This window comes from Alcanivorax sp. REN37 (genome assembly GCF_041102775.1).
Taxonomy (GTDB): domain Bacteria; phylum Pseudomonadota; class Gammaproteobacteria; order Pseudomonadales; family Alcanivoracaceae; genus Isoalcanivorax; species Isoalcanivorax beigongshangi.
Map to the genome: position 1 here is coordinate 2,371,708 of NZ_JBGCUO010000001.1, position 25,530 is coordinate 2,397,237.

Consider the following 25,530-nt stretch of genomic DNA (forward strand, 5'->3'; position numbering starts at 1 on the left):
GCTTCCAGGTCGCTGCAGGCCAGTTAAAACGACAGCTTCTGCACACTTTCGGGCATCGCTGTGAGATCGATCTGGCTGTACTGCTCCTGCTCCGCCTGCCAAGCGGTGTCACTCCAGATTTCGAAACGGTGGATTTGGCCCACCAACATGGCGCGCTTATCCAACGCCACCAGTTCACGCAGTTCAGTGGGAATCAGGATGCGGCCACTGCCGTCCAGCTCCAGCTCCACCGCCTGACCGAGGAAGCGCCGCTTCAGATAGCGCACCACCGGCTCAGCGTCGGACAAGGACGCCACTTGACGTGCCACGTCCTGCCACTGTTGTTCGGGGTAAAGGGACAAGCAGGAGTCGTAGGGGTGATGTGTCAGCACCACCTGTCCGCCGCAGGAACGCATGAGTGCGTCGCGGTGACGGGTAGGAATCGCCAGACGCCCCTTGGCGTCGACATTGAGGGCGGTGCGCCCGCTGAACACGATGAAATACCCCGCTTGTACTGGATCCATCCACTCGGCCGGTGGAGAACGTATCGGTCAGGTACATCCGTCGCGTTTTTGGGCCCTAACGCGCCAGATTTCCCACTTGACCCCACTTTTCTCCACTTTGCGACACTCTAGGGCTCTGGCAATTTCAAAGTCAAGCAGAGCATGTAGTGCCAATGTAAAAGAAAGGGTTTATGAATCAGTGATTTAGGGGATAAACCGGGGCGCTATCGAGGGCTATCGCCAGCCCCGACACAGGGGAATCAGGCGGCTGAGCGGCTCAGCTCAGGGATCACTTTAACTATTAGACTTATTTGGAATTAACAATTTGTAAAACAGACCACTAGGGAATATAACCCCCAGCGGACACCGACTTTTGACCTTCATCACAGCGTTAGTGAGACCTCACTTGCTGTGAATGTCGGTCGACGGTCGGCGCGCCACACACAGCGCGTTGTAGCGGTTGGCCCGCAGCGGCAGCAGCACCTCAAAATCCCGCTCCAGCCACTCCACCTCGAAGCCGACGGCAGCTAGCCACAACGCCAACTGCGGGAAGGTCAGTGCGGTCATGGCATGCGCCTCCTGCCACTGCTGCAGCGGCTGCCGTGCGGACTGCAGCTCGATCTGCACGGCCAAGGTCAAGGTTTCGCCGCTGCCGCCATAGCGCCAACCGGAGCGGAAGCGCAACTCGCCCTCCGCGCAGCGGGCCTCACTCACAGCATCGCGCCCATCGATGCCACGCATATCGACGCAGTCGAATAGCAGCACGCCGCCCGGGCGCAGCGCCCGATAGAGCCGCGCCAAGGTGTCACGCAGCGCGCTGACCGGATGGCTGTAGTGCAGGGAGTAGAGAAAACAGGTAATCAGGTCGTACTCGGTATCAGCCTGCAAGCCGCTGAAATCAGCACATAATAGCCGCGCCTCTGGGCAGCGTTGCGCAGCTTGCGCCAACATCGCAGCGCTGTAATCGAGCCCGCTGCAGGCCATGCCAGCCTGATGCAACAGCGCCAGATGGCGGCCGGTGCCGCAGGCCAGATCCAGGCATGCGTGCCCGCCAGATTCGCCGAATACTGATAGCACCCGCAGCGCCTGCGCGCACTGAGCGGCATAGTCGATGCCATCACACATCAGATCGTAATAGCCGGACAGGTCGGCATAGAGAGGGCTGGGCATGGCAGGCGGACTCGGCGGTGCGCAACGGGGCGCGCATGGTACGCCAGCCTCGGTGCAAAAGCGCCTGCCGAGACTCACCCCGCGACAGCGCCGGTGTCGGCACTGTTGCGCGGCGTTAGGAAGAAGGTGAACCAACCGATAAGCCGGGTTCTGTCGTGGACAGTCATTCATCTGGGACCTGCGTCGCCGCAGGCCTCTAGCGACCTACCCGGTTCCAGCGCGGGCCGCGCCATTGGAACCCTATTTGGTCTTGCTCCGGGTGGGGTTTACCCTGCCACGACTGTTGCCAGCCGCGCGGTGCGCTCTTACCGCACCTTTTCACCCTTACCTGTGCCCGAAGGCCATCGGCGGTATGTTCTCTGCGGCACTTTCCGTAGCCGTTCCGTCACCAGAACGGCCCCCAGGCGTTACCTGGCACCCTGCCCTGTGGAGCCCGGACTTTCCTCCAGCCCATACGGGCCAGCGACTGTCTGGTTGGTTCGCGGCGCAGTGTAGACGCTTGCAGCGCTGACGCCCAGCGCCTTTGTCAGCATTAAGGTGTCAGCGTTTCCAGCCACGCATACAGTTCCTGGCGCTTACGACCGCTGTAAGCAGCGAGCAACTTGGCCACGCGCGACACCGGCATCTCCGCCAACAGCAGCGGAGCCAGCCGCGCCAAATCAGCATCATCGACGTCAGCTGCTGGAGCGCCAGACAGCACCAGCACCACTTCACCGCGCTGTTGGTCGGCATCCTCGGCCACTCGTGCACGCAATGCCGACACCGTCATGCGCAGCACTGTCTCGAAATGCTTGGTGAGTTCACGGCAGAGAGTAATTTCACGCTCACCGCCGCCGGCACGCTCCAACGCCTCGAGCAGGGCCAATAGCCGGTGCGGAGCCTCGAACAGCACGGTGGTGGCGGTCTGGGCCAGTACCGCGCGCACGGCTTGCTCACGCGCTGCGCCCTTGGAAGGCAGGAAGCCTTCGAACAGAAATCGGTCGGTGGGCTGCCCAGCGACCGCCAATGCCGCCAGCACCGCACTGGCACCCGGCACCGGTACCACCGGCACACCGGCATCTTGGCAGGCACGCACTAGCCGGTAACCGGGATCGGACACCAACGGGGTACCGGCATCCGATACCAAGGCGATCGATTGGCCCTCACCAAGCAGGTTAAGGAACTGACCGACCCGCTCGCCTTCATTATGGTCATGGCAACTCAGCAGCCGCGCCGATATGCCAAGACTGTCCAGCAGCTGGCCGCTGCGCCGGGTATCTTCCGCTGCCACCACCGCCACCTCGCCGAGGATCCGCAGCGCGCGCTGGGTGATGTCTTCGAGATGACCAATCGGAGTGCTAACCACATAAAGGGTGCCAGACATGGAACTGCGCCTGCTTTGTGAAATGGTGACCGGCCCCGCAGGGGCTTGGTGGTGGGGGCGTGATGAAGCGCCTACAATAGCGGCTTCGTTTGGACAATACGACCGCTGGTGACCATGCCTTACCGTCTGCTGCTGGCCATGCTGGGCCTGTCTCTCGCGCTCGGCGCCTGTACCTCGATGACGCCGGATGCGTCTTCTGTTGAAGGCCCGATCATGGCGGCGCCGGCGCAACGCGCCGAAGCCGAAGCTGAGCTGGCTAATCTACCACCGGCGGAACGCACCGCCGTCACCTTGGCCTGGGCCCGCAGCTATCTGGAACTGGACCGTGCCGAGGATGCCGAAGCCTTGCTGGCGGGACTCGATAGCAACCGCTTAAGCGCCGACCACGGCCTGGAGTGGCTGACGCTACGCGCTCGGCTCGCGCTTGCCGCTGGCAACACCGCCGACGCGCTGACGCTGCTGGAACAAGGCGATAGCCGCCAATGGAGCCAACGCGCCGCCCCTCGCCAACGCCAACAGTTTGAGCTGCTGCGTGCCGATGCGCTGGCGCTGGACGGCGAGTTCCGCAGCAGCCTTGAGCTGCGCATGAAACTCGACCCGCAATTGAAGGATGAGCCGCAGGCGTACAACCGTGAGCTGATCTGGGTCAGCCTCAACCAGATGCCACCGCCCGCACTGGCGTCACTGGCCGCTGACAGCGGCGCTTCCCCGGCGCTGCGCGGCTGGGCCGAACTGGCGCAGATTTACCGCGGCGTCGGCAGCCTCGGCAATCAAGTTGCCGCACTGGAAGATTGGCATGCCCGCCATCCGCAGCACCCGGCACACCTGCAGCCGCCAGCCGACATCGCAGCGCTACAGCACAGTTTGCGTGAACGCCCACAGCAGGTGGCGGTACTGCTGCCGGAGCGCGGCAGCCTGGCGGGTGCGGGGCAAGCCGTACGTGACGGCCTGATCGCCGCCTATTACGCAGCATTGGCTGACAATCAACCGGTGCCGGAGCTGATGTTCTTCGACAGCTATGAGCAGGATGCTGTAGCGCTCTATCAACAGGCTGTCAGCCAAGGGGCGCAAGTGGTAATCGGACCGCTCGACAAGGACCAAGTGACCGCCTTGGCGCAGGCCGACGAGCTGCCGGTGCCGGTGCTGGCTCTCAACTACGCCGAAGATGGCGCCTCCACTACGCAGCTATTCCAATTCGGACTGGCACCGGAGGACGAAGCGCGCCAAGTGGCACGCCAAGCATTCGCCGATGGCGCCCGCCGCGCTGGCCTCCTGTACCCGGACAACGATCTCGGCCAGCGGCTGACGGCAGCCTTCGTACAAGAGTGGCAGCAGCTGGGCGGCACTATCGCCACCCAAGGCGTCTACGGTGACGACGCCAGCCAGGCCGCACGACAGTTCCTCGATGCGCGTGGCGGTCGCGCCCACCGGCTTGATCGCATGGACATGGTGTTCCTGGTGGCAAATGCCGCCCAAGGCCGCCAACTGAAGCCAGCATTGAACTTCCACTTCGCCACTGATCTGCCGGTGTACGCCACCTCGCTGATCTTCACCGGTCAGGTGGACGCTCGCCGCGATGCCGACCTCAATAACATTCTGTTCGTCGATGCGCCCTGGATACTGGCCGCCACCCAACAGCCACTGCACCAAACTGTGGCCCGCACTTGGCCACAAGGGCATGGACGCTTCGAGCGGCTGTTCGCGCTTGGCGTCGATGCCTACAGCTTGCAGGAGCGCCTGGCGCTGCTGCGCGCCAACCCGGACAGCCCGCTGCCGGGTGTCACCGGTCGGCTCACCCTTGAGGGTCAACGGTTGGTGCGCGAACTGGACTGGGCAGTGTTCACTCGTGGCCGCCCCGCTGCCCATGTGCCGCTCCCGACCCTCAGCACCGACGGCTTCTAAGCCGCCGGCGCCGAACCGAGGCGCGGACGCAGAACGCTGCGCGGCGCACTATCTGCAACAGCACGGGCTAGTGCTGTTGGCGCAGAATGTCCTTTACCGTCAGGGCGAGCTCGACCTGGTGATGGAACACGGTGACAACTTGGTATTCGTGGAAGTGCGGTTACGCCGCGGCAGCCGCTTCGGCGGCGCCATCGGTTCCGTGACAGTCACCAAGCAACGGCGCATCATTGGCGCCGCACGGCAGTACCTGGCCGCCCACCCGACGCTGGCCGAACGACCCTGCCGCTTTGACCTGGTGGCCCTGGATGAAGATCATCGGGGCCACCGTCGTATCCAGTGGCTGCAGGCCGCCTTCGACACCTGCATCCCAGACCCGAAGAGAGAGTGGACATGAGCTTAGACCGTATCCGGCAAATGTTTGTCGACAGCATCGAAACCAAAGTCCAGGCTGCCGAGTTGTTGCCGGAACTGATCCAGGCCGCGGGCCAGCGGATGGTGGAATCACTGCTCAACGGCGGCAAGATCCTGACCTGTGGTAACGGCGGCTCCGCCGGCGACGCCCAGCACTTCTCTTCCGAGTTGCTCAACCGCTTTGAGCGTGAACGCCCGGCGCTGCCGGCCATCGCGCTGACCACCGACTCGTCTACGCTGACTTCGATCGCCAACGACTACAGCTACAACGAAGTGTTCTCCAAGCAGATCCGCGCGCTCGGCAACGCTGGCGACATCCTGCTGGCGATTTCCACCAGCGGCAACTCTGCCAACGTGATTCAGGCCGTACAGGCTGCCCACGACCGCGACATGATTGTGGTCGCCATGACCGGTCGTGAAGGCGGCGAGATGGCTAACCTCTACACCGCCAACGACGTGGAAATCCGCGTGCCGTCACCAGTGACTGCACGCATCCAGGAAGTGCATTTGGTGGTAATCCACGCGCTGTGCGACTACATCGACCAGCAGCTGTTCGGAGGCGAATGATGGCGCTCCACCCACGCGCCGCCATCGTCTTGCTGCTGACGTTGGTGCTGGCACTGGGTGGTTGCACCCGCATGGTGGCTTCGTTCTCCGATCAGCCGGCGGACCGCAACCACGGCAAGCGCACTTTTGGCGCACGCATCGAGGACGGCAGCATTGAGCGTAAAGTCCGCATCAACCTGATGCGCACCGATGAGCGTTACCGCAGTGCCGACATTGATGTGACCAGTTACAACGGCACCGTATTGCTGGTGGGCCATGTGGACAGTGACGACCTCAAAGCCACCGCCGGCGGCATTGCCGAAGGCATTCGCCATGTGCGCCAAGTGCACAACGAAATCCTAGTCGGCCCGCCACCGGCCACGCTGTCCGGTGTCAGCGATGGCTGGATCACCTCGAAGATCAAGAGCCGCCTGCTGGTCAGTAGCGAAGCGCCTGGCCGCCGCACCAAGGTAGTGACGGCCAATGGTGTGGTTTACCTAATGGGCCTACTGACCCAGGCGGAAGCCGAAGCGACGGTGGCACAGGTGCAGAAGGTGTACGGAGTGCAGAAGATCGTGAAGATCATTGAGTACATCGACTGAGATCGCTGTGTCGATAAAAAAGCCGCCTACGGGCGGCTTTTTTGTGTGCCGTTATGCATGCGGGAGCCTAGTGCTCGTGCGGACGATAGCCCGTCAGCGGTGGACGGTCCCTGCCTTGGAAAGTAGAAACCAGACCGCCAAACCGCTGACGGAGGGCTGAAGATTGGCATCTCGACCACCACACATTGGTGGTGACACGCCTGGCGTAGCGCGCGCCCCCCACCTCAGACTGCTACGGGTCTACGACGGGCCTCAGCGTTCAGCGCCCGGCCTTGAATGCCGAGCACCTCCTGCTGCCCGCCGCATCGGCGTGCTTTGCCGCACCCAAGGTATTGGGAATTTTTCAGAGCGCGCCGGCGGTCAACACAGCGACGCCCCACCCAGCACTCCGCCAAACACAGCTCAGGCAAGGCGCCACAATCTTTGCTCCGCAATCGAGACCGCAATGTGTCGCATGAATTACGGATCGCGCTCCATCTCATCCATAGCGAAACGGCAACGACGCAAGCGGCCAGTCGTCAGTGCCAACCGTTATCGTATGGGAGAGCGAAGACCCCGCTCTGCCCTGCCTTTCTCGAAGACAAAAAAAGACCGCCTCAAAGGCGGTCTTTTTTCCAACAACGATCAGCCACTGATCACTTGCTGTTATGGAACATGATGTAGCGGAACGTCTCCTGCAAACCTTCCAGCAGAAACTTCATTTCAGCGGCTTTAGCCGGATCCTGCTGCGACATTTCCGCGTCCAATGACGGCTCATCAAGGCGATAGAGACGCAGGTTTTCGCCGTTGTAGTCCATCTGCAGACTGTGGTCCGGACCAGTTAGGCCAATGGTAGGCGCCACGGTGCGGTTACCGCCGAAGATGGTGTTGTAATCCCACTGCGGATCGATGCTGAGCAGGTCGCGGCCCAAGGTGCGGTTTTCATAGGGCAAGCCGATCAACGACAACACCGTCGGCATCAGATCCGGCAAGCTGGCATTCACTGGCAGTTCGTGGGCTCCGTCGATCACACCTGGGCCATGGATCAGCGCCGGCACGTGGTAATCATTCAGCGCCAGGTTCTCTGACCAACCCATGTGCTGGCCAAAGGTGCCACGGGTGTTGTGGTCGCCATACATCACGAACAGGGTGTTGTTCTCGTAGGCTGAGCCTTTCACCAGTTCTTCCAGATAGAAGCGGATGTTGTAATCAAGCAGCCGCGCCGCGTTGTATTGGGCGTGGTCCTGCCAAGTGTATTTGGACAGCTCTTCCATCGGCGGCGTTTCCACTTGGAAGTCGGCATCGTCCTTGGGGATGGTGTAGGGGCGGTGGTTGCCGGCGGTCTGCACGAACATCACGAACGGCTTGCCCTCTTCCGCCAACGCATTGGCGCGGGCATGAGCTTGTTTGAACAGGTCCCGGTCGGAGATGCCCCACACGTCCACGGTCGGCACGTTGTAATCCGACTGCTCCCACAGCTCCAAGGCGTCAATGTTGTGCTGCAGTAAGCCGCGGATGTTGGCCCAACCAGCGTCGCCGCCGATCAGATACAGCTTGTGGTAGTCCTCGAACGCATTGACCAACGTGTACTGGTCGATGATCAACGGGTTACGCGACGCGGTGCTGCCGCCCCAGGTGACGTCCGGAATACCGGTGACCAGCCCGAACACAGTGCGCGCAGTACCACTGGCCGGCACCATAAAACGCGGGAAGAAATAACTGGACTCACGGGCAATTTGGTCGATGTAGGGGGTCGCACCGTACGGATTGCCGTACAGCCCCATGCGGTTGGCACCCAGTGACTCAAGATGGATAAACACCACGTTCGGCCGCCGCGTGCTGTCGCGGCCCGCCACCTGGCGAGAGAAGTTCAGCGTCGCCAGGTCCGGTTCGGTAACGCCAAGGTACTCGGCCACCTGCGGGTAGTGTGCACGCACGGCCTCCAGGTCATAGCGCTGGCCCTGGTTGGCCTGGGTTTCGAAGAAGTACGCCACCGGGTTCAGCCCCAGCGCCGCGATCTGCAAATCACCGGAGAAAAATGCGTTGCTCCAGCGTAGCGGCACCACACTGGTGACCTTGCCGAGGATGCCGACGCAGAACAGCGCTACGCACACCGCCGTTACCACCACCCGGCCCTGCCAGCGCCGCGCCGGCCAACTGGCGGTGGCGTAGCGACAGATCAGCGCACGCATGGCGCGGTAACCCAGGTAGCCGGCCACCGCTACGGCCAGCAACAGACGCAGCACCGGATAGGTTTGCCACACCATCGCCAGTGAATCGCGCTGGTCTTTCATGAATTCCAGCACCGTGACGTTGAGGCGCTCACCGAGGTAGGAGAAGTGGGCGAAGTCGGCAATGTAGAACAGCGCCAGGAACACACTCAGCAGCGTGCCGTAGAGCACCGCGATCGCTTGCACCCAGCGCCGGTCGCGCAGCCGCAGCGGCCCGGGCAGGAAACTGAGTACCGCCAGTGGCAACATCGCCAGCAGGGAGATGCGCAGGTCGAAGCGCACGCCAATGCCGAGCGCCTTCAGCACCGCGGCCGGGTATTTTTCCAGATGATGGCCGAGGAAATAGGCCATGAAGCCGAGTCGCAGCGCCACCAGTACGGCGAGCAGGGACAGGGTGAAGGTCAACAACAGGCGTACGCGCGGCGTCAGCGTGGCAAACATTGAGTGGGGCTCCGGTATACGCAGGCACAGCCTGCAGCAGGACGGGTAAACCGGCACCTGCGTGCGTCACCCGGCGAGGCGCAAACAATACTCACAAAGCGCGGAAACGAACAGTAGAAAGCCATCGCCGCCGATCTGCTGATCGACCGCGATGAGGACTTACTTCACGACTTTCAAGGCAGGACGCCCGCCAGCCGGCGGCGCAGGCGGTGTCGGCGCCGGGTCCTGCGGTGGTGGCGTGGCTTCAAACGCCATGCCCTCACCGTTCTCGCGGGCGAACACCGCCAGTACCGCCCCGACGGGCACTTCGATGGTCATCGGCCGGCCACCAAAGCGCGCCGAGAACGCAATCATCTCGTTGTCAGCAGCAAAGTGACCCACTGCTGACGGCGAGATATTGAGCACGATCTGCCCGTCCTGGACAAACTCCTGCGGCACCAGCACACCTGGATAGTGGGCATCCACCATCAGGTGCGTGGTCAGGCCGTTGTCGCAGATCCATTCGTGGATGGCGCGAATCAGGTACGGCTTGTTCGGCGTCATCGGAGGTACCTGCAGTTGGCTCATGACCGACTCACAGCAGGCTGCGCAGTTCGCGCTCCGGCTCCGACAGGCTGGCCTGGAAGCTGTCACGGGAGAACATGCGCTCGGCGTACTCAAGCAGCGGTTTGCACTGTTTGGCCGGCAGTTCGATGCCCATGGCACCGAGACGCCACAGGATCGGTGCCAGGGTGCAATCCACCAGCGTGAACTCGTCGTTCATAAAGAACGGCTTTTCGATGAACACCGGCACGATGGTGGTCAGGCTGTCACGCAGCTCCTTGCGGCGCTTGTTCAGCTCAGACTCTTTCTCGTCACCGGCCAGCAGCGCGTCCACATGCGGCGCCCAATCGCGCTCGATGCGGTGGATCAGCAGCCGGCTTTGGGCACGGGCCACCGGGTACACCGGCAGCAACGGCGGGTGCGGGAAGCGCTCGTCGAGGTACTCCATGATCACGTTGGGCTCGTAGAGCGTCAGCTCACGGTCCACCAACGTCGGCACTTCGTTGTACGGGTTCAGGTCGGCCAGCTCGGCCGGCTTGTTATTGGCATCGACGTCGATGATGTCGACGGTGACCCCCTTTTCAGCCAGCACGATGCGCACGCGGTGGCTGTAATGGTCTCGCGGATTGGAAAAGAAAATCATTGAAGAACGCTTGGCTACAACGCCCATGCTGAATCATCTCCCGCAACAAGGGTGGGTCTGGGGAAGCGGCCATCCTCAGCCGCTCTGGCCGGCAGGTTCACTGCCCGCCGTAGGCACAACGCCCGGCCGGTCCAAAGGACCGCCGGGCGCCGGCATCATGCAGCGTCTAGCGCTGCCTGGAACTGGAGCACGCTTATTTGACGTCTTTCCAGTATTCCTTTTTCAGCAGGTACACCGGGATCAACAGGATCGCCAGGAACAGCAGGACATAAATACCCAGCTGCTCACGGTCCTGGCGCGCCGGTTCGGCGGTGTAAGCCAGGAAGTGGGTGATATCCAGCATTGCCTGCTTGAACTCGTCCTCGGACACGCTTTCCTGCATTCGCGCCATGACGTGGGGCATACCCACTGACGGGAACACATGGTTGTTGTAACCGAACGGCCGCGATTCGTCCTTGTAGAAACCGAGCAAATAGGAGTACAGCCAATCCGGTGAACGCAGACGCGTGACCATGGTCAGGTCCGGCGGCGCGGTCCCAAACCAAGCCGCGGCCTCTTTCTTGGACATGGCGTTGAGCATCTGATCACCGGCCTGTTCGGTGGTGAAGTTCAGGTGCTCCATCATCATTTCACGCGGAATGCCGAGATCGTCAGCCATGCGCGAGTAGCGCTGGTACTGCAGGCTGTGGCAGCCCATGCAGTTGTTGACGAACAGCTGAGCGCCACGCTGCTTGGACACTTGGTCCTGCAGGTTCAGCGGCGCACGCACCACGTGTTCATTAGCGCCACCGGCAGCAAAGGCAATCAGCGGCAGGCAGCTCAGCAGTACAGCAACGAGCTTTTTCATCAGTGACGACCTCCCGTGACGCGTTCCGGAACCGGCTTGGACTTCTCAAAGCGGTGCGCGAACGGCAGCACAGCCAGGAAGTAGAAGAAGTAGTACACGGTGCCGATCTGTGCCCAGGCCGTGAAGCTGAGGCCGAGGAAGTCGTTATCCGCCGGCTGGGTACCGAGGAAGCCCAGACCGAGGAACGCCACCACGAAAATACCGAGGTTGATGCGGCTCCACAGGCCTTTGTAGCGGATCGAGCGCACCGGATGACGGTCCAGCCACGGCAGCACGAACAGGATGGCAATAGCGCCGCCCATTACGATCATGCCCCAGGTTTTAGCGTCAAACAGGAAGCTGATGGTGGTGGCACGCAGCATTGCGTAGTACGGGCCGTAGTACCACACCGGCGCAATGTGGTCCGGGGTCTTCAGTGCGTTGGCCGGCTCAAAGTTAGGCGCTTCGAGGAAGTAGCCGCCGCCGTCCGGGAAGAAGAACAGCACGGTGCAGAACACCATCAGGAACACCACCACACCGACCAGGTCTTTCACGGTGTAGTACGGGTGGAACGGGATGCCGTCCAGCGGGATGCCGTTTTCGTCTTTGTGTTTCTTGATGTCGACGCCATCTGGGTTGTTGGAACCCACTTCGTGCAGTGCCAGCAGGTGCAGTACCACCAGCGCCACCAGCACCAACGGGATCGCCACCACGTGCAGGGCGAAGAACTTGTTCACGGTGGCTTCAGACAGCAGGTAGTCACCACGCACCCAAGTGGTCAGGGCCTGGCCCATCTGCGCCGCTTCGTTGGCGTCAACGAACGGCAGCACTTGGAACGGAATGGCTTCAGCCAGGGAAATGATCACCTGGGCGCCCCAGTAGGACATGTTGCCCCACGGCAGCACGTAGCCGAGGAAGCCTTCGGCCATCAGTGCCAGGTAGATCAGCATGCCGAAGATCCATACCAGCTCACGCGGCGGCTTGAACGAGCCGTACATCAGGCCACGGAACATGTGGATGTAGACCACCGCGAAGAAGGCGGAGGCGCCGACCGCATGCATATAGCGGATCAGCCAGCCCATCTGCACGTCGCGCATGATGTATTCCACCGACGCGAACGCATCGCTCGGGGAGTAGAACATGGTCAACCAGATCCCGGTCAGTAGCTGGTTGACCAGCACCACCAAGGACAGCACGCCGAAGTAGTACCAGAAGTTGAAGTTCTTCGGGGCGTAGTACTCGGACATGTGTTTCTTATAGGCGTCGGTCACCGGCAGACGTGCGTCTACCCAGTCGATGCCTTTCTGAAGCAGTCCCATCATGCGGTTGCTCCTTCTTCAGAACCAATGATGACGACCTGTTCGCTCAGGTATGAATGCGGCGGCACCAGCAGATTCTTCGGTGCCGGCACACTGCGGTACACACGCCCGGCGAAGTCGAACTTGGAGCCGTGGCAGGGGCAGAAGAAGCCACCGTGAGCCAGCTGCACCGTCGGTTGCGGGGTAAAGGTCGGGGAGCAACCCAGGTGGGTGCAGGTACCGATCAGCACCAGCACTTCCGGTTTGATCGAGCGGTAAGCGTTGGTGGCATAGTCCGGCTGCTGTTGCACTTCGGACTGCGGGTCGACCAGATCGCCGGATTGGGCCAAGGCATCGAGGCCGCGCAGCATCTCGTCAGAGCGGCGCACCACCCAGACCGGCTGACCGCGCCACTCGCGCACCACGCGCTGCCCCTGCTCCAGCTTGCTGATGTCGATTTCCACCGGCGCACCGGCGTTCTCGGCACGGGCACTGGGCTGCCAGGACTTCACAAAAGGAACTGCAACACCCACTGCACCTACGGCGCCGACGGCGGACGTCAGGCCAATTAAAAAGGTACGCCGGCTGGTGTTTACGCCGTCTTTACTCATCGAGATGATCTCCCCTGGATCCCACGCTCTTTGGTGGTTAGGTCAACGCGGGAAATGCCCCCACGTTCCGGGCGGAATAAGCGCCGCAAATGGTAGAGAAAAAGCAGCAAAGTGACAACCGACTTGCCGCCCGGCAAAAAGCGCACCGAAGAAGGCGAAAAATGTCCGCCAAATAGCGGTTTCATGGCCTTCGCGACGGCATTTCAGAATGCAGAAAGCCCGGCGAAGGCCGGGCTTTCTGAGCACCACATGAAGATCAGCGCTTGGAGAACTGCGGACGACGACGCGCCTTATGCAGACCCACTTTCTTACGCTCAACTTCACGGGCGTCACGGGTCACGAAGCCGGCGCGGCGCAGCGGCGAGCGCAGCGCTTCGTCGTACTCGATCAGGGCGCGAGTAATGCCGTGACGGATAGCACCGGCCTGACCGGTGGTGCCGCCACCGCGCACGGTGACCTGGATGTCGAAGCGGTCGTTCATTTCGACCAGCTCCAGCGGCTGACGTACCACCATGCGGGCGGTTTCACGGCCGAAGTACTCGTCCAGCGGACGGCCATTAACGGAGATCTTGCCGCTGCCTGCACGGATGAACACGCGTGCTGAAGACGTTTTGCGGCGACCGGTGCCGTAGTTGGGAGCTGCAGTAGCCATCAAATACCTCTCAGATTTCCAGTGCTTGCGGCTGCTGCGCAGCGTGCGGATGTTCGGTGCCAGCGTAGATCTTCAGCTTGCTCATCATGGCGCGCGACAGCGGACCACGCGGCATCATGCCTTTAACGGCCAGCTGCAGAACGGCTTCCGGCTTCACTTCGATCATTTTATCGAAGTTGGCTTCTTTCAGGCCGCCCGGAAAACCGGTATGGCGGTAGTACATCTTGTCCTGGGCTTTATTGCCGGTCACCGCGATCTTTTCCGCGTTGATCACGACGATGTAGTCGCCGGTATCCATGTGCGGGGTGAATTCCGGCTTGTGCTTGCCGCGCAGGCGCGTCGCAATCTCACTGGCCAGGCGGCCCAGCGTTTTGCCGGAGGCGTCTACCACATACCAGTCGCGCTTTACGCTGTCCGGTTTGGCGCTGAAGGTTTTCATGTAATTCTTTCCCAAATTCAGGAGTTTACGGGTAAATTCGACCCACCGACGGCGCTTCCGCCGGGCAAGAGAGCGCGAATTCTACCGAAGCACCTCAGGTAACACAAGCACCGCACGCCGGCCAAAGGGAGCCAGCATGCCGTGTCACAACGTGTCGGAGGGCCGCTTCCGATAACGAGAAGCGTCGCGCGCAGAGGCCCCGGAACTCGGGCCGATCCAGCCGGCGATGATAAAGCAACTGCCTGCGGCTGGCACTCTTTGTTTACGTCCCAAGACTGTCACGGATACTCAGGCATCATCCATGGCATGCTCACCCCTCAGTCTCGTGGCACACAGGATGGCCCCATGAGTTCCGGTTTCACCAATCACTTTGCGCCCGTCGCCGCCGCCTACCGCGATTACCGGCCGCACTACCCCGACGCCTTGTTTGCCTGGCTGGCGCAGCAATGCGAACGCCAGCAATTGGTGTGGGACTGCGGCGCCGGCAGCGGTCAGGCCAGTGTCGGCCTCGCCGAATACTTCGATAAAGTGCTGGCCACCGACGCCAGTGCCGAACAACTCGCGCAGGCACCGCCCCATGAGCGCATCAACTACCGCACTGCCAGCCCCGCGGCCAGCGGCCTCGCTAACGCTTGCGTTGATCTGGTGACGGTGGCGCAAGCCTTGCATTGGTTCGATCTGCCCTCGTTCTACGCCGAGGCGCACCGGGTACTGCATCCCGGCGGCGTGTTGGCAGTGTGGAGTTACGGCAACTTGCGCAGCGGTGACACCGCGGTGGCCGGCGCCCTGCACCACTTTCATTACCAGGTGGTGGGGCCTTACTGGCCACCGGAGCGGCAGCATGTGGAAACCGGTTACCGCCAGCTGCCATTCCCGTATCCGGCAGAGTTGGCGCCGGCGTTCACGCTCACCGCCCACTGGACGCTGGAACAACTGCTCGGCTACCTGCGCAGTTGGTCCGCCACGGCCCGCTACCAAGCTGCCCAGGGCGAGGACCCGGTGGAGCGGCTGGCGCGACAACTGCTGCCAATCTGGGAAGATCCGTGGCGGCGATTGGAGTTTCGCTGGCCGCTGGCTTTGCTAGTGGGGCGCAAACCGCTGCCACCGTGCGACTGAGCGGCAGTGCCCGTATCATGGCCGACTCATCCACTGCATGAAGGAAGACGCCATGGAATACCGTCGCCTTGGGCGCACCGATCTGTCTGTCAGCGCGCTCTGTCTTGGCACCATGACCTGGGGCAACCAGAACGACCGCGACCAAGGGTTCGCGCAGATGGACCTTGCCGTGGCGCACGGCATCAACTTTTTCGATACCGCGGAAATGTACGCGGTGCCTTCCAGTGCCGAGACCGCTCACACCACCGAGGCGATCATCGGCGAGTGGTTTGCTCGCACCGGCAAGCGCCAGGACATCATCCTCGCCACCAAAGCCACCGGCCCCGGCGAGCACATGCGCCATATCCGCAACGGCCCACGCCTCAACCGCGCGCACATCACCGAGGCGGTGGAAGGCAGTTTGCGGCGCCTGCAGACCGATGTGATTGACCTCTACCAAATGCATTGGCCGGACCGCAGCACCAACTATTTCGGTCGCCTCGGCTTCCGCCCGCCGCGCAGTGAAGAGGACATGACGCCGATCGCGGAAACGCTGGAGGTGCTCAACGACCTGGTCAAGGCCGGCAAGATCCGCCATTACGGCATCTCCAACGAAACCGCTTGGGGCGCCATGACCTATCTGGCGGAAGCCGATCGCCTCGGCATGCCGCGCCCGGCTTCGATCCAGAATCCCTATTCGTTGCTGAACCGCAGCTTTGAGGTGGGCCTGGCAGAGGTAAGCTGGCGCGAACAGCTGAGCCTGTTGGCCTACTCGCCCTTGGCGTTCGGCATGCTCACCGGCAAGTACCGCAATGGCCAGTGGCCCGCACAAGCCCGGCTCACACTGTTCAAGTATTTTTCACGCTATTCCCAGCCGCAGGCGATGGAGGCCACCGAAAAGTACTTCCAGCTGGCCGAGCAACGGGGACTATCACTGACCCAGTTGGCGTTGCAGTTCGTCACCACCCGGCCGTTTGTGACTAGCAACATCATCGGCGCCACCAGCCTCGAACAATTGCAGGAAAACCTCGATAGCGTACAGGTCACCATGGACGACGAGCTGGAGCAGGCACTGGAGGCGATCCACGCCATCCACACCTACCCAGCCCCCTGAGGCGTTGATCAAATAATCCGATCAATTGCCGTGATCCGGCGCGCTGGCTCCGCCTGCGCTGGCCCACGTAAGCTGCAACGCATCGACTGAATGTGCCCATCACAAGGAGATCACCATGCGTCACGCCATTGCCCTTGCTGCCCTGATCAGCCTGTCCGGCGCCAGCTTCGCCGACACCATCACCGATTACACGCTGGACCCGACCCACGCCCAAGTGCGGTTCAGCTGGAGCCACCTCGGCTTTTCCACCCCCGGCGCCAACTTCGACCAGGTCACCGGCACCGTGCGCGTGAACGAGGAACACCCGGAACGCTCCACCGTGTCAGTGCGCATTCCAGTGGACAGCGTCAACACCCACGTTCCGCTGCTGGATGAGCACCTGCTGACCCAACCTGGCTTCTTCGACGCCAAGGCGCACCCGGACATCACTTTCGAAAGCACCGGCATCCGCAACGTCGACCGCGACCAGCAGCGATTCGATTTGGTCGGCACCCTGACCGTCAACGGCATCCAGAAAGAAGTAGTACTGGCTACCCAAGTGAACAAAGTCGGCCCGCACCCGATGTGGGACAACGCGCCGGCAATCGGTCTCGACGCCCGCACCACCGTCAAACGCTCCGACTTCAAGATGGACGCCTACGCTCCGGCGGTCAGCGATGAGATGCCGATTCAGATCACTATCGAAGCAGTGGAAGCCAAAGCCTTTGCTGAGCAGATGGCCAAGATGGCGAAGTAAACCCGTCCTTTGCCCCACAAAAAAAGCACGCCACTAGGCGTGCTTTTTTTGTGGGCGCGGCCACCGAACGCTTAGCTGAGGATCGCGCGGCTGACGATGGTCTTCATGATTTCGTTGGTACCGCCGTAGATGCGCTGGATGCGCGAATCGGCATACATGCGCGCAATCGGGTATTCCCACATGTAACCGTAGCCGCCATGCAACTGCAGGCATTCATCAATCACCTTGCACTGCAGGTCGGTGGTGAGGAATTTCAGCCCCGCTGCGGTGGGGATATCCAGCTTTTTGTCCAAGTGCAGACTGATGCAGTGGTCCAGGTAAACGCGTGCGCTTTGCACCTGGGTGTACAACTCTGCCAGCGTGAACTGGGTGTTCTGGAAGTGTGCCACCGGCTTACCGAACGCCTTGCGCTCTTTCACATAAGCGATGGTTTGCTCAAGGGCGGACTCCGCCTGCGCAATGGCAGTGATGGCGATGTTCAAGCGCTCCTGCGGCAGCTCCTGCATCAAATAGATGAAGCCCATGCCCTCTTGGCCCAGCAGTGCCGTGGCCGGCACCCGCACGTCTTGGAAGAACAGCTCTGAGGTGTCCTGTGCCTTGAGGCCGATCTTCTTCAGGTTTTTGCCCTTCTCGAACCCCGGCGTGCCGGCTTCGATCAGGAATAGGCTAGTGCCGTGAGCGCCTTTGCTGGGATCGGTTTTCGCCACCACGATCACCAGATCAGCATTTTGACCGTTGGTGATAAAGGTCTTGGAACCATTGATGAGGTAGTGGTCGCCATCCTTAACTGCCGTGGTCTTCACGCCCTGCAGGTCCGAGCCTGCGCCCGGCTCGGTCATGGCGATGGCGGTGATCAACTCGCCAGTGACCATCTTCGGCAAGTAAGCCTGCTTTTGCTCTTCGCTGCCGTAATGCTCGATATAGGGCGCCACGATGTCAGTATGCAGCCCCCACCCGATGCCGGTCAGACTGGCGCGGGCAATTTCCTCATCGACAATAACGCTGTAAAGGAAGTCGGCACCGACGCCGCCGTATTCCTCGGCCACCATCGGGCACAGGAAACCCTGTTCACCACCCTTGCGCCAGAACTCAGCGGGCACCTGGCCGGCTTCTTCCCACTGCTCATGGAACGGAACCGCCTCGTTTTCCAAGAAGCGGCGCAGGGTGCTACGGAACGTTTCGTGCTCAGCGCTGAACAGCGTGCGGGGAAGCATGTGCAGAACTCCATCTGTCGTTTTTAGAAGAAGGAGCCGGCTGCACAGTGCGACGGATCAGGCGCGGTGTTCGCGCGCCAGATACTCGCGGGACTGCATTTCCAGCAGCCGGCTGCGGGTGCGGTCGAATTCAAATTCCAACCGCCCTCCCGCGTAGATGTCCTCGATCGGTGCATCGGCGGTCATAATCAGCTTCACGCCCCGATCGTAGAACTCATCCACCATGTTGATGAACCGCCGCGCCATGTCGTCAGTGGCGGCGTGCATCTGCTCCACGTTAGCGAGCAGCACGGTGTCAAACTGGCGCGCCAGCTCGATGTAGTCGGTCTGGCTGCGCGGGCCGTCACAGAGCGCGCGAAACTCGAACCATGCCACGCCCTCGTGCACTTTCTCGGCCAGGATTGGGCGCCCTTCCACGGACAACGCCACCGCGTTCTGAGGCTCGCCGGGAGCGGTATCCAACGTGGCAAAACGCTCCGCCAGGAACGCGTCGGCATCGGCGCCAAGCGGGCAGAAATACAGCTCGGCCTGTTCCAGCAGACGCAGACGGAAGTCGGTACCGCCGTCAACGTTGAGCACCTCGGTATAGCTCTTCAGCAGCGCAATCGCCGGCAGGAACCGGGCGCGCTGCAAACCGTCGCGGTAAAGGCCATCCGGCTCGATGTTGGAGGTGGCGACCAGCGTCACGCCTTCCGCCAGCAACGTCTCCAGCAGCGTCGCCAAGATCATGGCGTCGGTAATGTCAGTGACGAAAAATTCGTCGAAACATAGCACGCGTGCCTGGTGGGCAAAATCACGGGCAATCGACTGCAGTGGATTTTTCTGTCCTTGACGGGTGCGCATTTCACGGTGGACATGCTGCATGAATCGGTGGAAGTGCAGCCGCTGTTTCTCCGCAAACGGCAACGACTCAAAGAACAGGTCCATCAGGTAGGTTTTGCCGCGGCCGACACCGCCCCACATATACAGCCCGGCAACCGGGGTGCGGTCACGGCGGCGTCCGAATAAACCGGAGCGCCGCGGCGGCTGCAGCAGTTTTTGGTACAGGGCATCCAGCCGGCGCACCGCCATTTCCTGGGCGGGATCGTGAACAAAGTCGGGACGCTGAAGATCCTGACGATAGCGCTCGTAAGGGGTCATGGGGCCTCAGCCGATGGGGTTGGTGCGGGGTCGCCAATGTAGCGCCGCGACCAAAGCTTGGCAAATGGACTCAAGCCAGCGGCTGCCCAGGCATACGGCTGGTGGCCACCGCCGCCAGCGGCACCAACTTACCGTGGAAAAAGTGCCCGGCATCACTGACCCGCACCAGCTCCGGCGCCAGCGGTGTCTGCTCCACCCAGCGGTAGACCTCCGCCGCCGGCACCACCTCGTCATCATCGCTCTGAACAACGGTGACCGGGCAGCCGGCCTGTTCGATAGCGCTGAAATCGAAGTTGTGCACCGGCGGTGCCACCAGCAATAAATGGCACGGCGGCTGGCCATTGTCCGCCAGCACATTGGCGCTGCGCGCCGCTACAAAACTGCCGAATGAGAAGCCCGCCAGCCACAGAGGCAATTGCGGATAACGCTCACGCACCGCGCTCAGCACCGCCAGCACGTCCTCGGTTTCGCCAAAACCCTCGCCGTAGGCGCCGCTGCTGGCGCCGACGCCGCGGAAGTTGAAACGCACTGCCACGCCACCGGCATCGCGCGCGCTGCGCGCCAAGGTGGTGACCACCTTGTTGTTCATGGTGCCGCTGAACAGCGGATGGGGATGGCACACCAACGCCACAAACGACGGCGTTTCAGTGCGGCATTCAATGACGGTTTCCAGATTGCCAGCCGGGCCACTCACGACCAGCCGTTCCACTGCCGGGACAGCCATGTTCATTCTCCACGCAATTTCCGGGAGGCTCAGCATGCCACAAGCCGCTCATGGATACCGTTGCAGAAGCCGACTGTGCGGCGGCCACCAGCGGGCTGCAGCACACCCGGCAACGCTGGCCAGCACACCGATGTGGGGCCGCCGATAGCACTGCTGCCGACGGCAGCCTTCCCCCTGTCGGGCGCACTGTACAAAGGCGTTCACGGCTCCCTATAGTGAACCGCGCCGCACCTGGAACGCTATTTTGCTTTCCAAACAAACTGCCGCCGAAGCGGTGGTGCAGCGGTCTGGCGCCACGCGCCTTCAAGTGACGCTGGCGCTAACGAAAATCGATAAGCACAACAACACCGATGAGGGGAGCAACGATGAAACGGAATCTAGCAGCCTTGGGCTTGGCCGCCTTGCTCGGCGCCGCAAGCGCACCGGCCACCGCCGCGAGCCCGGCGACCACGCTTCCAGCCGACAGCAACGTACTGTTCTGGTCGCAGGATGTGCGCGACCTCGCCTTCCAGTCGATGGAGCGGGTGCCCGGCGCATCCTTCAATGTGATCGCTGCGGGTGGCACGCCGTCGGCACTGCCGCAGGGCGCGAAGCTCGACCTCGGTCTCGACCTGGACGATTACATGGCCAGCCAGCGCCACGCCGGGCTGCTAATTCTGGTCGATGGCAAGATCCGCACCGAGCGCTACGCACTCGGCTTCGGGCCCGACAAACGCTGGACCAGCTTCTCAGTAGCGAAGAGCTTCACTTCGACGCTGGTGGGCGCCGCCATTAAGGACGGCGCCATCGGCTCCTTGGACGATCAGGTGACCCGTTACATTCCGCAGCTGGCGTCGTCCGGGTACGACGGTGTCACCGTTGAACAGTTGCTCACCATGACCTCCGGGGTGCGCTGGAACGAGAACTATGCCGACCCGGACAGCGATGTGGCGCGCTTCAACCGCCAAACCCCGGTGGCCGGCGAAGATCTGACCGTTAGCTATATGAAGACGCTGCCCCGCGAAGCCGAGCCCGGCACCCGCTGGCGCTACAACACCGGCGAGACCAACCTGATTGGGGTATTGGTCTCCAACGCCACCGGCAAAACGCTGTCTGCCTACCTATCCGAAAAAGTCTGGCAGCCTTACGGCATGGAACAGGACGCGATCTGGCTGCTGGGGGCTACCGACCACGAAATCAGCGGCTGCTGCATTTCTGCCTCGCTGCGTGACTACGCCCGCTTCGGCCAGTTCCTGATGGATGGCGGTCGCATCAACGGCCAATCAATCTTGCCGGAAGGCTGGATGCAGCGCGCCACCGCCAAACATGCGGACATTGGCATTGCCGGACGCGGCTACGGCTATCAATGGTGGACCTATGACAACGGCAGCTACGCCGCGCAAGGCATCTTCGGCCAAGGCATCTTCATTGATCCGACCCGCAAACTGGTGATCGTCAGCAACGGCAACTGGCCGAAAGCCACCGATGCGGAAACCCTTGGCGAGCCGCGCCAGGCCTTTTACCGGGCGGTGCAGGCAGCGGTGGACCGGGATCGCAGCCGCTGAACAGTGTGCGGACCGGGGCGACCCGGTCCGCGTACGCCGCGGACCACCCGCGGTTGGCGAGAGGGTGTGCACGATGGAACCTTACCGCGCCATGAAATCTAACAATTTCCTGCCGCCTCACCTTGGCCCCCCGCAGCGGCTATGCTGCAATAGGTGTCCGCCGGCTTAGTGCAGGGCGTGCACCCTGACTTGATGTGGAGATGTACATGGATCAGCTTTCTGCGGCCCTGGTGCCTTTTCTCGTCGGCCTCGCAGTTGGTGGCTTGGCGGTGTACCTGCTGTTGCCCGCGCGTCGCCAACAAGGTCAACTGCGCAAGGAGCGTGACGAAGCCGCTGCCGCCCTCACCCACCACCGCGAAGAAGTGGATGCCCATTTCCTGCACACCGCCGAGCTGGTGAACCAGCTCACCTCGTCGTACCGCGCCATGCATGATCATCTGTCTGGCGGTGCACGCACGCTGTGCACCGAACAAGGTCGCCGGCTGGCGATGGCTAAAACGCTCGACAGCCTGCCCGGTTATCCCGGCGATACCCGCGACACCCTCGGCCCCGTCACCCAGCCGCTGGACTATGCCCCGGAAGCCCAAGGCACCCTGGCCGAGGACTACGGCCTGCGTCAGGAAAAGCCGACGCCAGTGTTTGCGCCGGTGGACGACTTGCCGCTGGACGCGCCGCTACGCAGCGGCGCCAATGACGACGACACCGAGCATCTGATGCCGCCACGGGATTACGCCGACGGTTGCGATGACCAAGGCTGCTCGCCCAACCAAGAGCGCAAGCCAGAATCCACCGCCAGCTAAGTGGATCTCGCCCAACAAAAAGGCCAGCAATCGCTGGCCTTTTTCATCTCTGCCCATGGCTGACGGCTCAGTTCGCCGGGCCATCCACCCGTGGCAACGGTGTGCGACCCACCCGCACCAGCACCGGCCGTTCTGCCACTGTCACCCGCGCCGGCAATTGACCAGCCGGGTCACCATCGGCCTGCAGCGGCTCATCGGTAATGCCGCCGAGAACCTCCACCTGTACGTCACGGGCACTGACCGACACCACCCCCGCCACCGATTCCATCAAGCCGAACGGCAGCGCAGCCAAGCATTTGATCAGTTGCCAGCGGCCGGGCCGAGTGAACATCAGCACCTGTAGCGTGGGCGCGGTCAACCGCGCCTGGCGCGAGAGGATAAAGTCACCGCCGTAGTGGCTGGCGTTGGCTATCACCGCCGAATAGGCCAGCTGCTCACGGCCATCAATGACAAAGCGATAGCGCACCTGACCGTAGCGGGCCACTTGCTGGAGCATCGCCTGCACATAAGCGAGTTTGCCGAACACTCGTTTTACCGCCAGATTGACGCCGCGCACGACCCAAGCGTCGTAGCCGACCCCGACCCACATTAAGAAACGCTGGGCATTGAGCTGCCCCGGCCAGACCAGCAGGTTGCGGCCGTTCACCACCACCTCGGCGGCCTGCTCTGGATGCTTCGGCAGTGCCAACTCCTTGGCCAGCACGTTGGCCGTACCGGTGGCGAACAGGCCCAGCGGCACCTCCGGCTGCAGCCCGTTCAGCACTTCGTTGGTGGTGCCGTCGCCGCCCACCGCCACCACCACGTCGCCCTGATCGGTGCGAGCTTGTAGGGCACGGGTGGCATCACCAGGACCGGTGGTGTGATAAGTCTCGACCTCGGCGCCACGGGCTTGCAGCGCCTGCACAAAACGACGCAGCAAGGCATCGCGTCCGCCGCCGGCTGCGGGGTTGTAGATCACCAGCACCTTCATGCATGTCTCTCGGGTCACAGGAAGGCGCGGATGGTAGCACGGCGGCGGGAAATCAGGTGCGCCTCAGACCGGGTTGTCGATGTCGATGAACAGGTGTTCGATGTCGAACCGCCGCGCCAGCCAATCGCCCAGCGCCTGCACGCCATAGCGCTCGGTGGCATGGTGCCCGGCGGCAAAATAATGCAGGCCCGTTTCACGGGCGAAATGCACCGTCGGCTCAGAAATTTCACCGCTCAAATAGGCATCCACACCGGCCCGCTGAGCCTGCTCGATGAACCCCTGCGCCGCACCGGTGCACCAAGCAATGGTCTCGATCTCGTCCTGATCATCACCGATATGCAGCGGCACTCGCCCCAGCACTTGGGCCACGTGGGCGGCAAATTCTTCCGCCGGCATCGGCTCCGGCAATCGGCCCACCAAGCCGAGCGCATCGGCGCCCTCGCCCATCCAACCGGTGATGGTCAGCCCCAACCGTTGCCCAAGCTGGGCGTTGTTACCCAACTCCGGATGGGCGTCCAGCGGCAGGTGGTAAGCAATCAGGTTGAGGTCGTGGCCGATCAGGGTCTGCAGGCGCTGCCGCTTGATGCCACGTACGCAGGGATCTTCGTTTTTCCAGAAATGACCATGGTGCACCAACACCACGTCAGCGCGCTCTGCCACCGCTGCATCCAGCAATGCTTGGCTGGCAGTGACACCGGTAATAACGCGGCGCACTTGCTCACGGCCTTCCACCTGCAACCCGTTGGGACAGTAATCGCGGAATTTGTGCGGGCTGAGCAAGGTGTTGAGGGCGTCCAGCAGCGCGTCGCGCTTAACCATGGTTGTCTCCGAAATCAGGGCCGCAGGGACAGGAGCCGGCGGCAGTCTCTGTTACACTTGCGCGCTAGTGTACCCCACCGCCGCCCCAGGACTCTCCAAGGAGCTGCCGATGAAGGCTTTCCGTTTCCTGCTGATACCGGTCCTGACCGGCCTCGTGGTCGGTTTGTTGCTGCTGCTGTTCAACGTCCGCAGCCCGTTGCCCGGCGGCCCCGACCAGCCCCACGCCACCAGTTACGCCGACGCCGTGACAAAAGCGATTCCGGCGGTGGTGAACATCTACACCACACAGATGGTGGCGCGTACCGACAGCAGCGCACCGCCGCAAGCTTTCCTGCCGCCGAACGCGGAAGCGCCGCAGCGCGAACGCATTCTCGCCAGCCTCGGCTCCGGGGTACTGGTATCGCCACAGGGCTATCTGCTCACCAGCCACCACGTGATCCGCAACGCAGACGAAATCCTGGTGGCGTTGCTGGACGGTCGTGAAGCAGTGGCACAGGTGGTGGGCACCGACCCGGAAACCGACCTAGCGCTGCTCAAAGTGGACATCGAGCAAGCCCCCTACATCGAGATCGACGATGACAGCACCGTCCGCGTCGGTGACGTGGTGCTGGCGATCGGCAACCCGCTCGGCATGGGCCAAACGGTGTCCATGGGCATCGTCGGCGCCACCGGCCGCAGCCAGCTCGGCATCACCACCTTCGAGAATTTCATCCAGACCGACGCGGCGATTAACCAAGGCAATTCCGGCGGCGCACTGGTGGACAGCGCGGGGCATCTGGTGGGCATCAACACCGCCATCCTGTCCAGCGACGGCAACTGGCAGGGTATCGGTTTCGCCACCCCCACCAGCACCGCCAAAGCGGTCATGAACGACCTGATCGAGCATGGCCGGGTGATTCGCGGCTGGCTGGGCGTGTCGGTGACCAACATCACCCCATCGATGGCCGGCGATTTCGGGTTGCGCGATGTGCGCGGCGGCTTGATCCGCGAAGTGGCGTTGCAAAGCCCGGCGCACCTGGCCGGCATCCGCCCTGGCGATGTGTTGGTAGGCGTCAACGGCCGCTTGCTGCGCGACGCCTACGAGGGCATGCAATTCATCACTGCCACTCGCCCTGGCACCGAGCTGGAACTGAACATCGTGCGCCAGCGCGAAGAGATCGCCTTCAAGGTCGTACTCGGCACCCGGCCGCCGGCGGCGGAAGGCTCACGTTGAGTTTCCAGCCATAAAAAAACGC

The 25,530-nt window shown here is 62.3% G+C and carries 26 protein-coding genes and 1 other RNA gene; 10 read left to right on the forward strand and 17 right to left on the reverse strand.

Annotated features, from left to right (window positions below):
* Nucleotides 1-23: 23 nt before the first annotated feature.
* The 4 genes from mraZ to rsmI form a co-directional block, all read right to left on the reverse strand.
* The gene (gene mraZ / locus AB5I84_RS10745) at nt 24-503 is read right to left on the reverse strand and encodes a division/cell wall cluster transcriptional repressor MraZ (protein WP_369455857.1); all 480 of its coding nucleotides are present in this window, start codon (nt 501-503) and stop codon (nt 24-26) included.
* 381 nt (nt 504-884) lie between these two features.
* Nucleotides 885-1,652 (reverse strand): class I SAM-dependent DNA methyltransferase, encoded by a 768-nt coding sequence (locus AB5I84_RS10750; RefSeq protein WP_369455858.1) that lies wholly within the window; start codon nt 1,650-1,652, stop codon nt 885-887.
* Nucleotides 1,653-1,775: 123 nt separating this feature from the next.
* Nucleotides 1,776-2,134: RNase P RNA component class A (rnpB, locus tag AB5I84_RS10755), an RNA gene on the reverse strand.
* A gap of 50 nt (nt 2,135-2,184) precedes the next feature.
* Entirely contained in the window at nt 2,185-3,015 is an 831-nt protein-coding gene (rsmI, locus tag AB5I84_RS10760; protein ID WP_369455859.1) for a 16S rRNA (cytidine(1402)-2'-O)-methyltransferase, read from the reverse strand.
* 114 nt (nt 3,016-3,129) lie between these two features.
* On the opposite strand from rsmI, the gene AB5I84_RS10765 reads away from it, so the two are divergent.
* The 4 genes from AB5I84_RS10765 to AB5I84_RS10780 are packed head-to-tail and all read left to right on the forward strand — an operon-like array spanning nt 3,130 to nt 6,476.
* On the forward strand, nt 3,130-4,917 hold the full coding sequence (locus AB5I84_RS10765; RefSeq protein WP_369456085.1) for a penicillin-binding protein activator: 1,788 nt from the start codon (nt 3,130-3,132) through the stop codon (nt 4,915-4,917).
* On the forward strand, nt 4,880-5,311 hold the full coding sequence (locus AB5I84_RS10770) for a YraN family protein (RefSeq protein WP_369455860.1): 432 nt from the start codon (nt 4,880-4,882) through the stop codon (nt 5,309-5,311). Before AB5I84_RS10765 ends, AB5I84_RS10770 begins: the two co-directional genes overlap by 38 nt.
* Entirely contained in the window at nt 5,308-5,895 is a 588-nt protein-coding gene (locus tag AB5I84_RS10775; RefSeq protein WP_439650201.1) for a phosphoheptose isomerase, read from the forward strand. Before AB5I84_RS10770 ends, AB5I84_RS10775 begins: the two co-directional genes overlap by 4 nt.
* Nucleotides 5,895-6,476 carry a BON domain-containing protein gene (locus AB5I84_RS10780; RefSeq protein WP_369455862.1) on the forward strand — a complete coding sequence of 194 codons (582 nt, stop codon included), beginning with the start codon at nt 5,895-5,897 and terminating at the stop codon, nt 6,474-6,476. Before AB5I84_RS10775 ends, AB5I84_RS10780 begins: the two co-directional genes overlap by 1 nt.
* 635 nt (nt 6,477-7,111) lie before the next feature.
* On the opposite strand, the gene AB5I84_RS10785 is transcribed toward AB5I84_RS10780, so the two are convergent.
* The 8 genes from AB5I84_RS10785 to rplM form a co-directional block, all read right to left on the reverse strand.
* Complete coding sequence (locus tag AB5I84_RS10785; protein ID WP_369455863.1) at nt 7,112-9,127, reverse strand: LTA synthase family protein; 2,016 nt, start codon at nt 9,125-9,127, stop codon at nt 7,112-7,114.
* 159 nt (nt 9,128-9,286) lie between these two features.
* Nucleotides 9,287-9,694 (reverse strand): ClpXP protease specificity-enhancing factor, encoded by a 408-nt coding sequence (locus AB5I84_RS10790; protein ID WP_369455864.1) that lies wholly within the window; start codon nt 9,692-9,694, stop codon nt 9,287-9,289.
* A 7-nt stretch (nt 9,695-9,701) separates the two neighbouring features.
* Nucleotides 9,702-10,340 (reverse strand): glutathione S-transferase N-terminal domain-containing protein, encoded by a 639-nt coding sequence (locus AB5I84_RS10795; protein ID WP_369455865.1) that lies wholly within the window; start codon nt 10,338-10,340, stop codon nt 9,702-9,704.
* 166 nt (nt 10,341-10,506) lie between these two features.
* Nucleotides 10,507-11,160 carry a cytochrome c1 gene (locus AB5I84_RS10800; protein WP_369455866.1) on the reverse strand — a complete coding sequence of 218 codons (654 nt, stop codon included), beginning with the start codon at nt 11,158-11,160 and terminating at the stop codon, nt 10,507-10,509.
* On the reverse strand, nt 11,160-12,461 hold the full coding sequence (locus AB5I84_RS10805) for a cytochrome b (protein ID WP_369455867.1): 1,302 nt from the start codon (nt 12,459-12,461) through the stop codon (nt 11,160-11,162). The genes AB5I84_RS10800 and AB5I84_RS10805 overlap by 1 nt, the downstream gene beginning before the upstream one ends.
* Nucleotides 12,458-13,048: a ubiquinol-cytochrome c reductase iron-sulfur subunit gene (petA, locus tag AB5I84_RS10810; RefSeq protein ID WP_369455868.1), complete on the reverse strand. Its 591-nt coding sequence runs from the start codon at nt 13,046-13,048 to the stop codon at nt 12,458-12,460. The genes AB5I84_RS10805 and petA overlap by 4 nt, the downstream gene beginning before the upstream one ends.
* Nucleotides 13,049-13,304: 256 nt before the next feature.
* A complete protein-coding gene (rpsI, locus tag AB5I84_RS10815) occupies nt 13,305-13,700 on the reverse strand; it encodes a 30S ribosomal protein S9 (RefSeq protein WP_369455869.1) in 396 nt (131 codons plus the stop codon).
* A gap of 10 nt (nt 13,701-13,710) precedes the next feature.
* Nucleotides 13,711-14,139 carry a 50S ribosomal protein L13 gene (gene rplM, locus AB5I84_RS10820; protein WP_369455870.1) on the reverse strand — a complete coding sequence of 143 codons (429 nt, stop codon included), beginning with the start codon at nt 14,137-14,139 and terminating at the stop codon, nt 13,711-13,713.
* Nucleotides 14,140-14,484: 345 nt separating this feature from the next.
* On the opposite strand from rplM, the gene AB5I84_RS10825 reads away from it, so the two are divergent.
* From AB5I84_RS10825 to AB5I84_RS10835, 3 genes are all read left to right on the forward strand, one after another.
* The gene (locus AB5I84_RS10825) at nt 14,485-15,255 is read left to right on the forward strand and encodes a class I SAM-dependent methyltransferase (protein WP_369455871.1); all 771 of its coding nucleotides are present in this window, start codon (nt 14,485-14,487) and stop codon (nt 15,253-15,255) included.
* Nucleotides 15,256-15,307: 52 nt separating this feature from the next.
* Entirely contained in the window at nt 15,308-16,348 is a 1,041-nt protein-coding gene (locus AB5I84_RS10830; RefSeq protein ID WP_369455872.1) for an aldo/keto reductase, read from the forward strand.
* 115 nt (nt 16,349-16,463) lie between these two features.
* The gene (locus AB5I84_RS10835; RefSeq protein WP_369455873.1) at nt 16,464-17,084 is read left to right on the forward strand and encodes a YceI family protein; all 621 of its coding nucleotides are present in this window, start codon (nt 16,464-16,466) and stop codon (nt 17,082-17,084) included.
* Nucleotides 17,085-17,155: 71 nt separating this feature from the next.
* Here AB5I84_RS10835 and AB5I84_RS10840 read toward each other — a convergent pair whose 3' ends face one another.
* The 3 genes from AB5I84_RS10840 to AB5I84_RS10850 all read right to left on the reverse strand — a co-directional run bounded on the left by AB5I84_RS10840 (nt 17,156) and on the right by AB5I84_RS10850 (nt 20,162).
* Nucleotides 17,156-18,298: an acyl-CoA dehydrogenase family protein gene (locus tag AB5I84_RS10840; protein WP_369455874.1), complete on the reverse strand. Its 1,143-nt coding sequence runs from the start codon at nt 18,296-18,298 to the stop codon at nt 17,156-17,158.
* Nucleotides 18,299-18,355: 57 nt separating this feature from the next.
* A complete protein-coding gene (zapE, locus tag AB5I84_RS10845; RefSeq protein WP_369455875.1) occupies nt 18,356-19,438 on the reverse strand; it encodes a cell division protein ZapE in 1,083 nt (360 codons plus the stop codon).
* Nucleotides 19,439-19,508: 70 nt separating this feature from the next.
* Nucleotides 19,509-20,162 (reverse strand): alpha/beta hydrolase, encoded by a 654-nt coding sequence (locus AB5I84_RS10850; protein WP_369455876.1) that lies wholly within the window; start codon nt 20,160-20,162, stop codon nt 19,509-19,511.
* Between the two features lie 365 nt (nt 20,163-20,527).
* Here AB5I84_RS10850 and AB5I84_RS10855 point away from each other — a divergent pair, with 365 nt between their 5' ends.
* A complete protein-coding gene (locus AB5I84_RS10855; protein WP_369455877.1) occupies nt 20,528-21,706 on the forward strand; it encodes a serine hydrolase domain-containing protein in 1,179 nt (392 codons plus the stop codon).
* A gap of 206 nt (nt 21,707-21,912) precedes the next feature.
* The gene (locus AB5I84_RS10860; protein ID WP_369455878.1) at nt 21,913-22,506 is read left to right on the forward strand and encodes a Z-ring associated ZapG family protein; all 594 of its coding nucleotides are present in this window, start codon (nt 21,913-21,915) and stop codon (nt 22,504-22,506) included.
* Between the two features lie 67 nt (nt 22,507-22,573).
* Here AB5I84_RS10860 and AB5I84_RS10865 read toward each other — a convergent pair whose 3' ends face one another.
* Both AB5I84_RS10865 and AB5I84_RS10870 read right to left on the reverse strand, forming a co-directional pair.
* Nucleotides 22,574-23,476: a diacylglycerol/lipid kinase family protein gene (locus AB5I84_RS10865; RefSeq protein WP_369455879.1), complete on the reverse strand. Its 903-nt coding sequence runs from the start codon at nt 23,474-23,476 to the stop codon at nt 22,574-22,576.
* A gap of 63 nt (nt 23,477-23,539) precedes the next feature.
* Entirely contained in the window at nt 23,540-24,295 is a 756-nt protein-coding gene (locus AB5I84_RS10870) for a Nif3-like dinuclear metal center hexameric protein (protein ID WP_369455880.1), read from the reverse strand.
* Between the two features lie 109 nt (nt 24,296-24,404).
* Here AB5I84_RS10870 and AB5I84_RS10875 point away from each other — a divergent pair, with 109 nt between their 5' ends.
* Complete coding sequence (locus AB5I84_RS10875; RefSeq protein ID WP_369455881.1) at nt 24,405-25,508, forward strand: trypsin-like peptidase domain-containing protein; 1,104 nt, start codon at nt 24,405-24,407, stop codon at nt 25,506-25,508.
* The last annotated feature ends 22 nt before the right edge of the window (nt 25,509-25,530 follow it).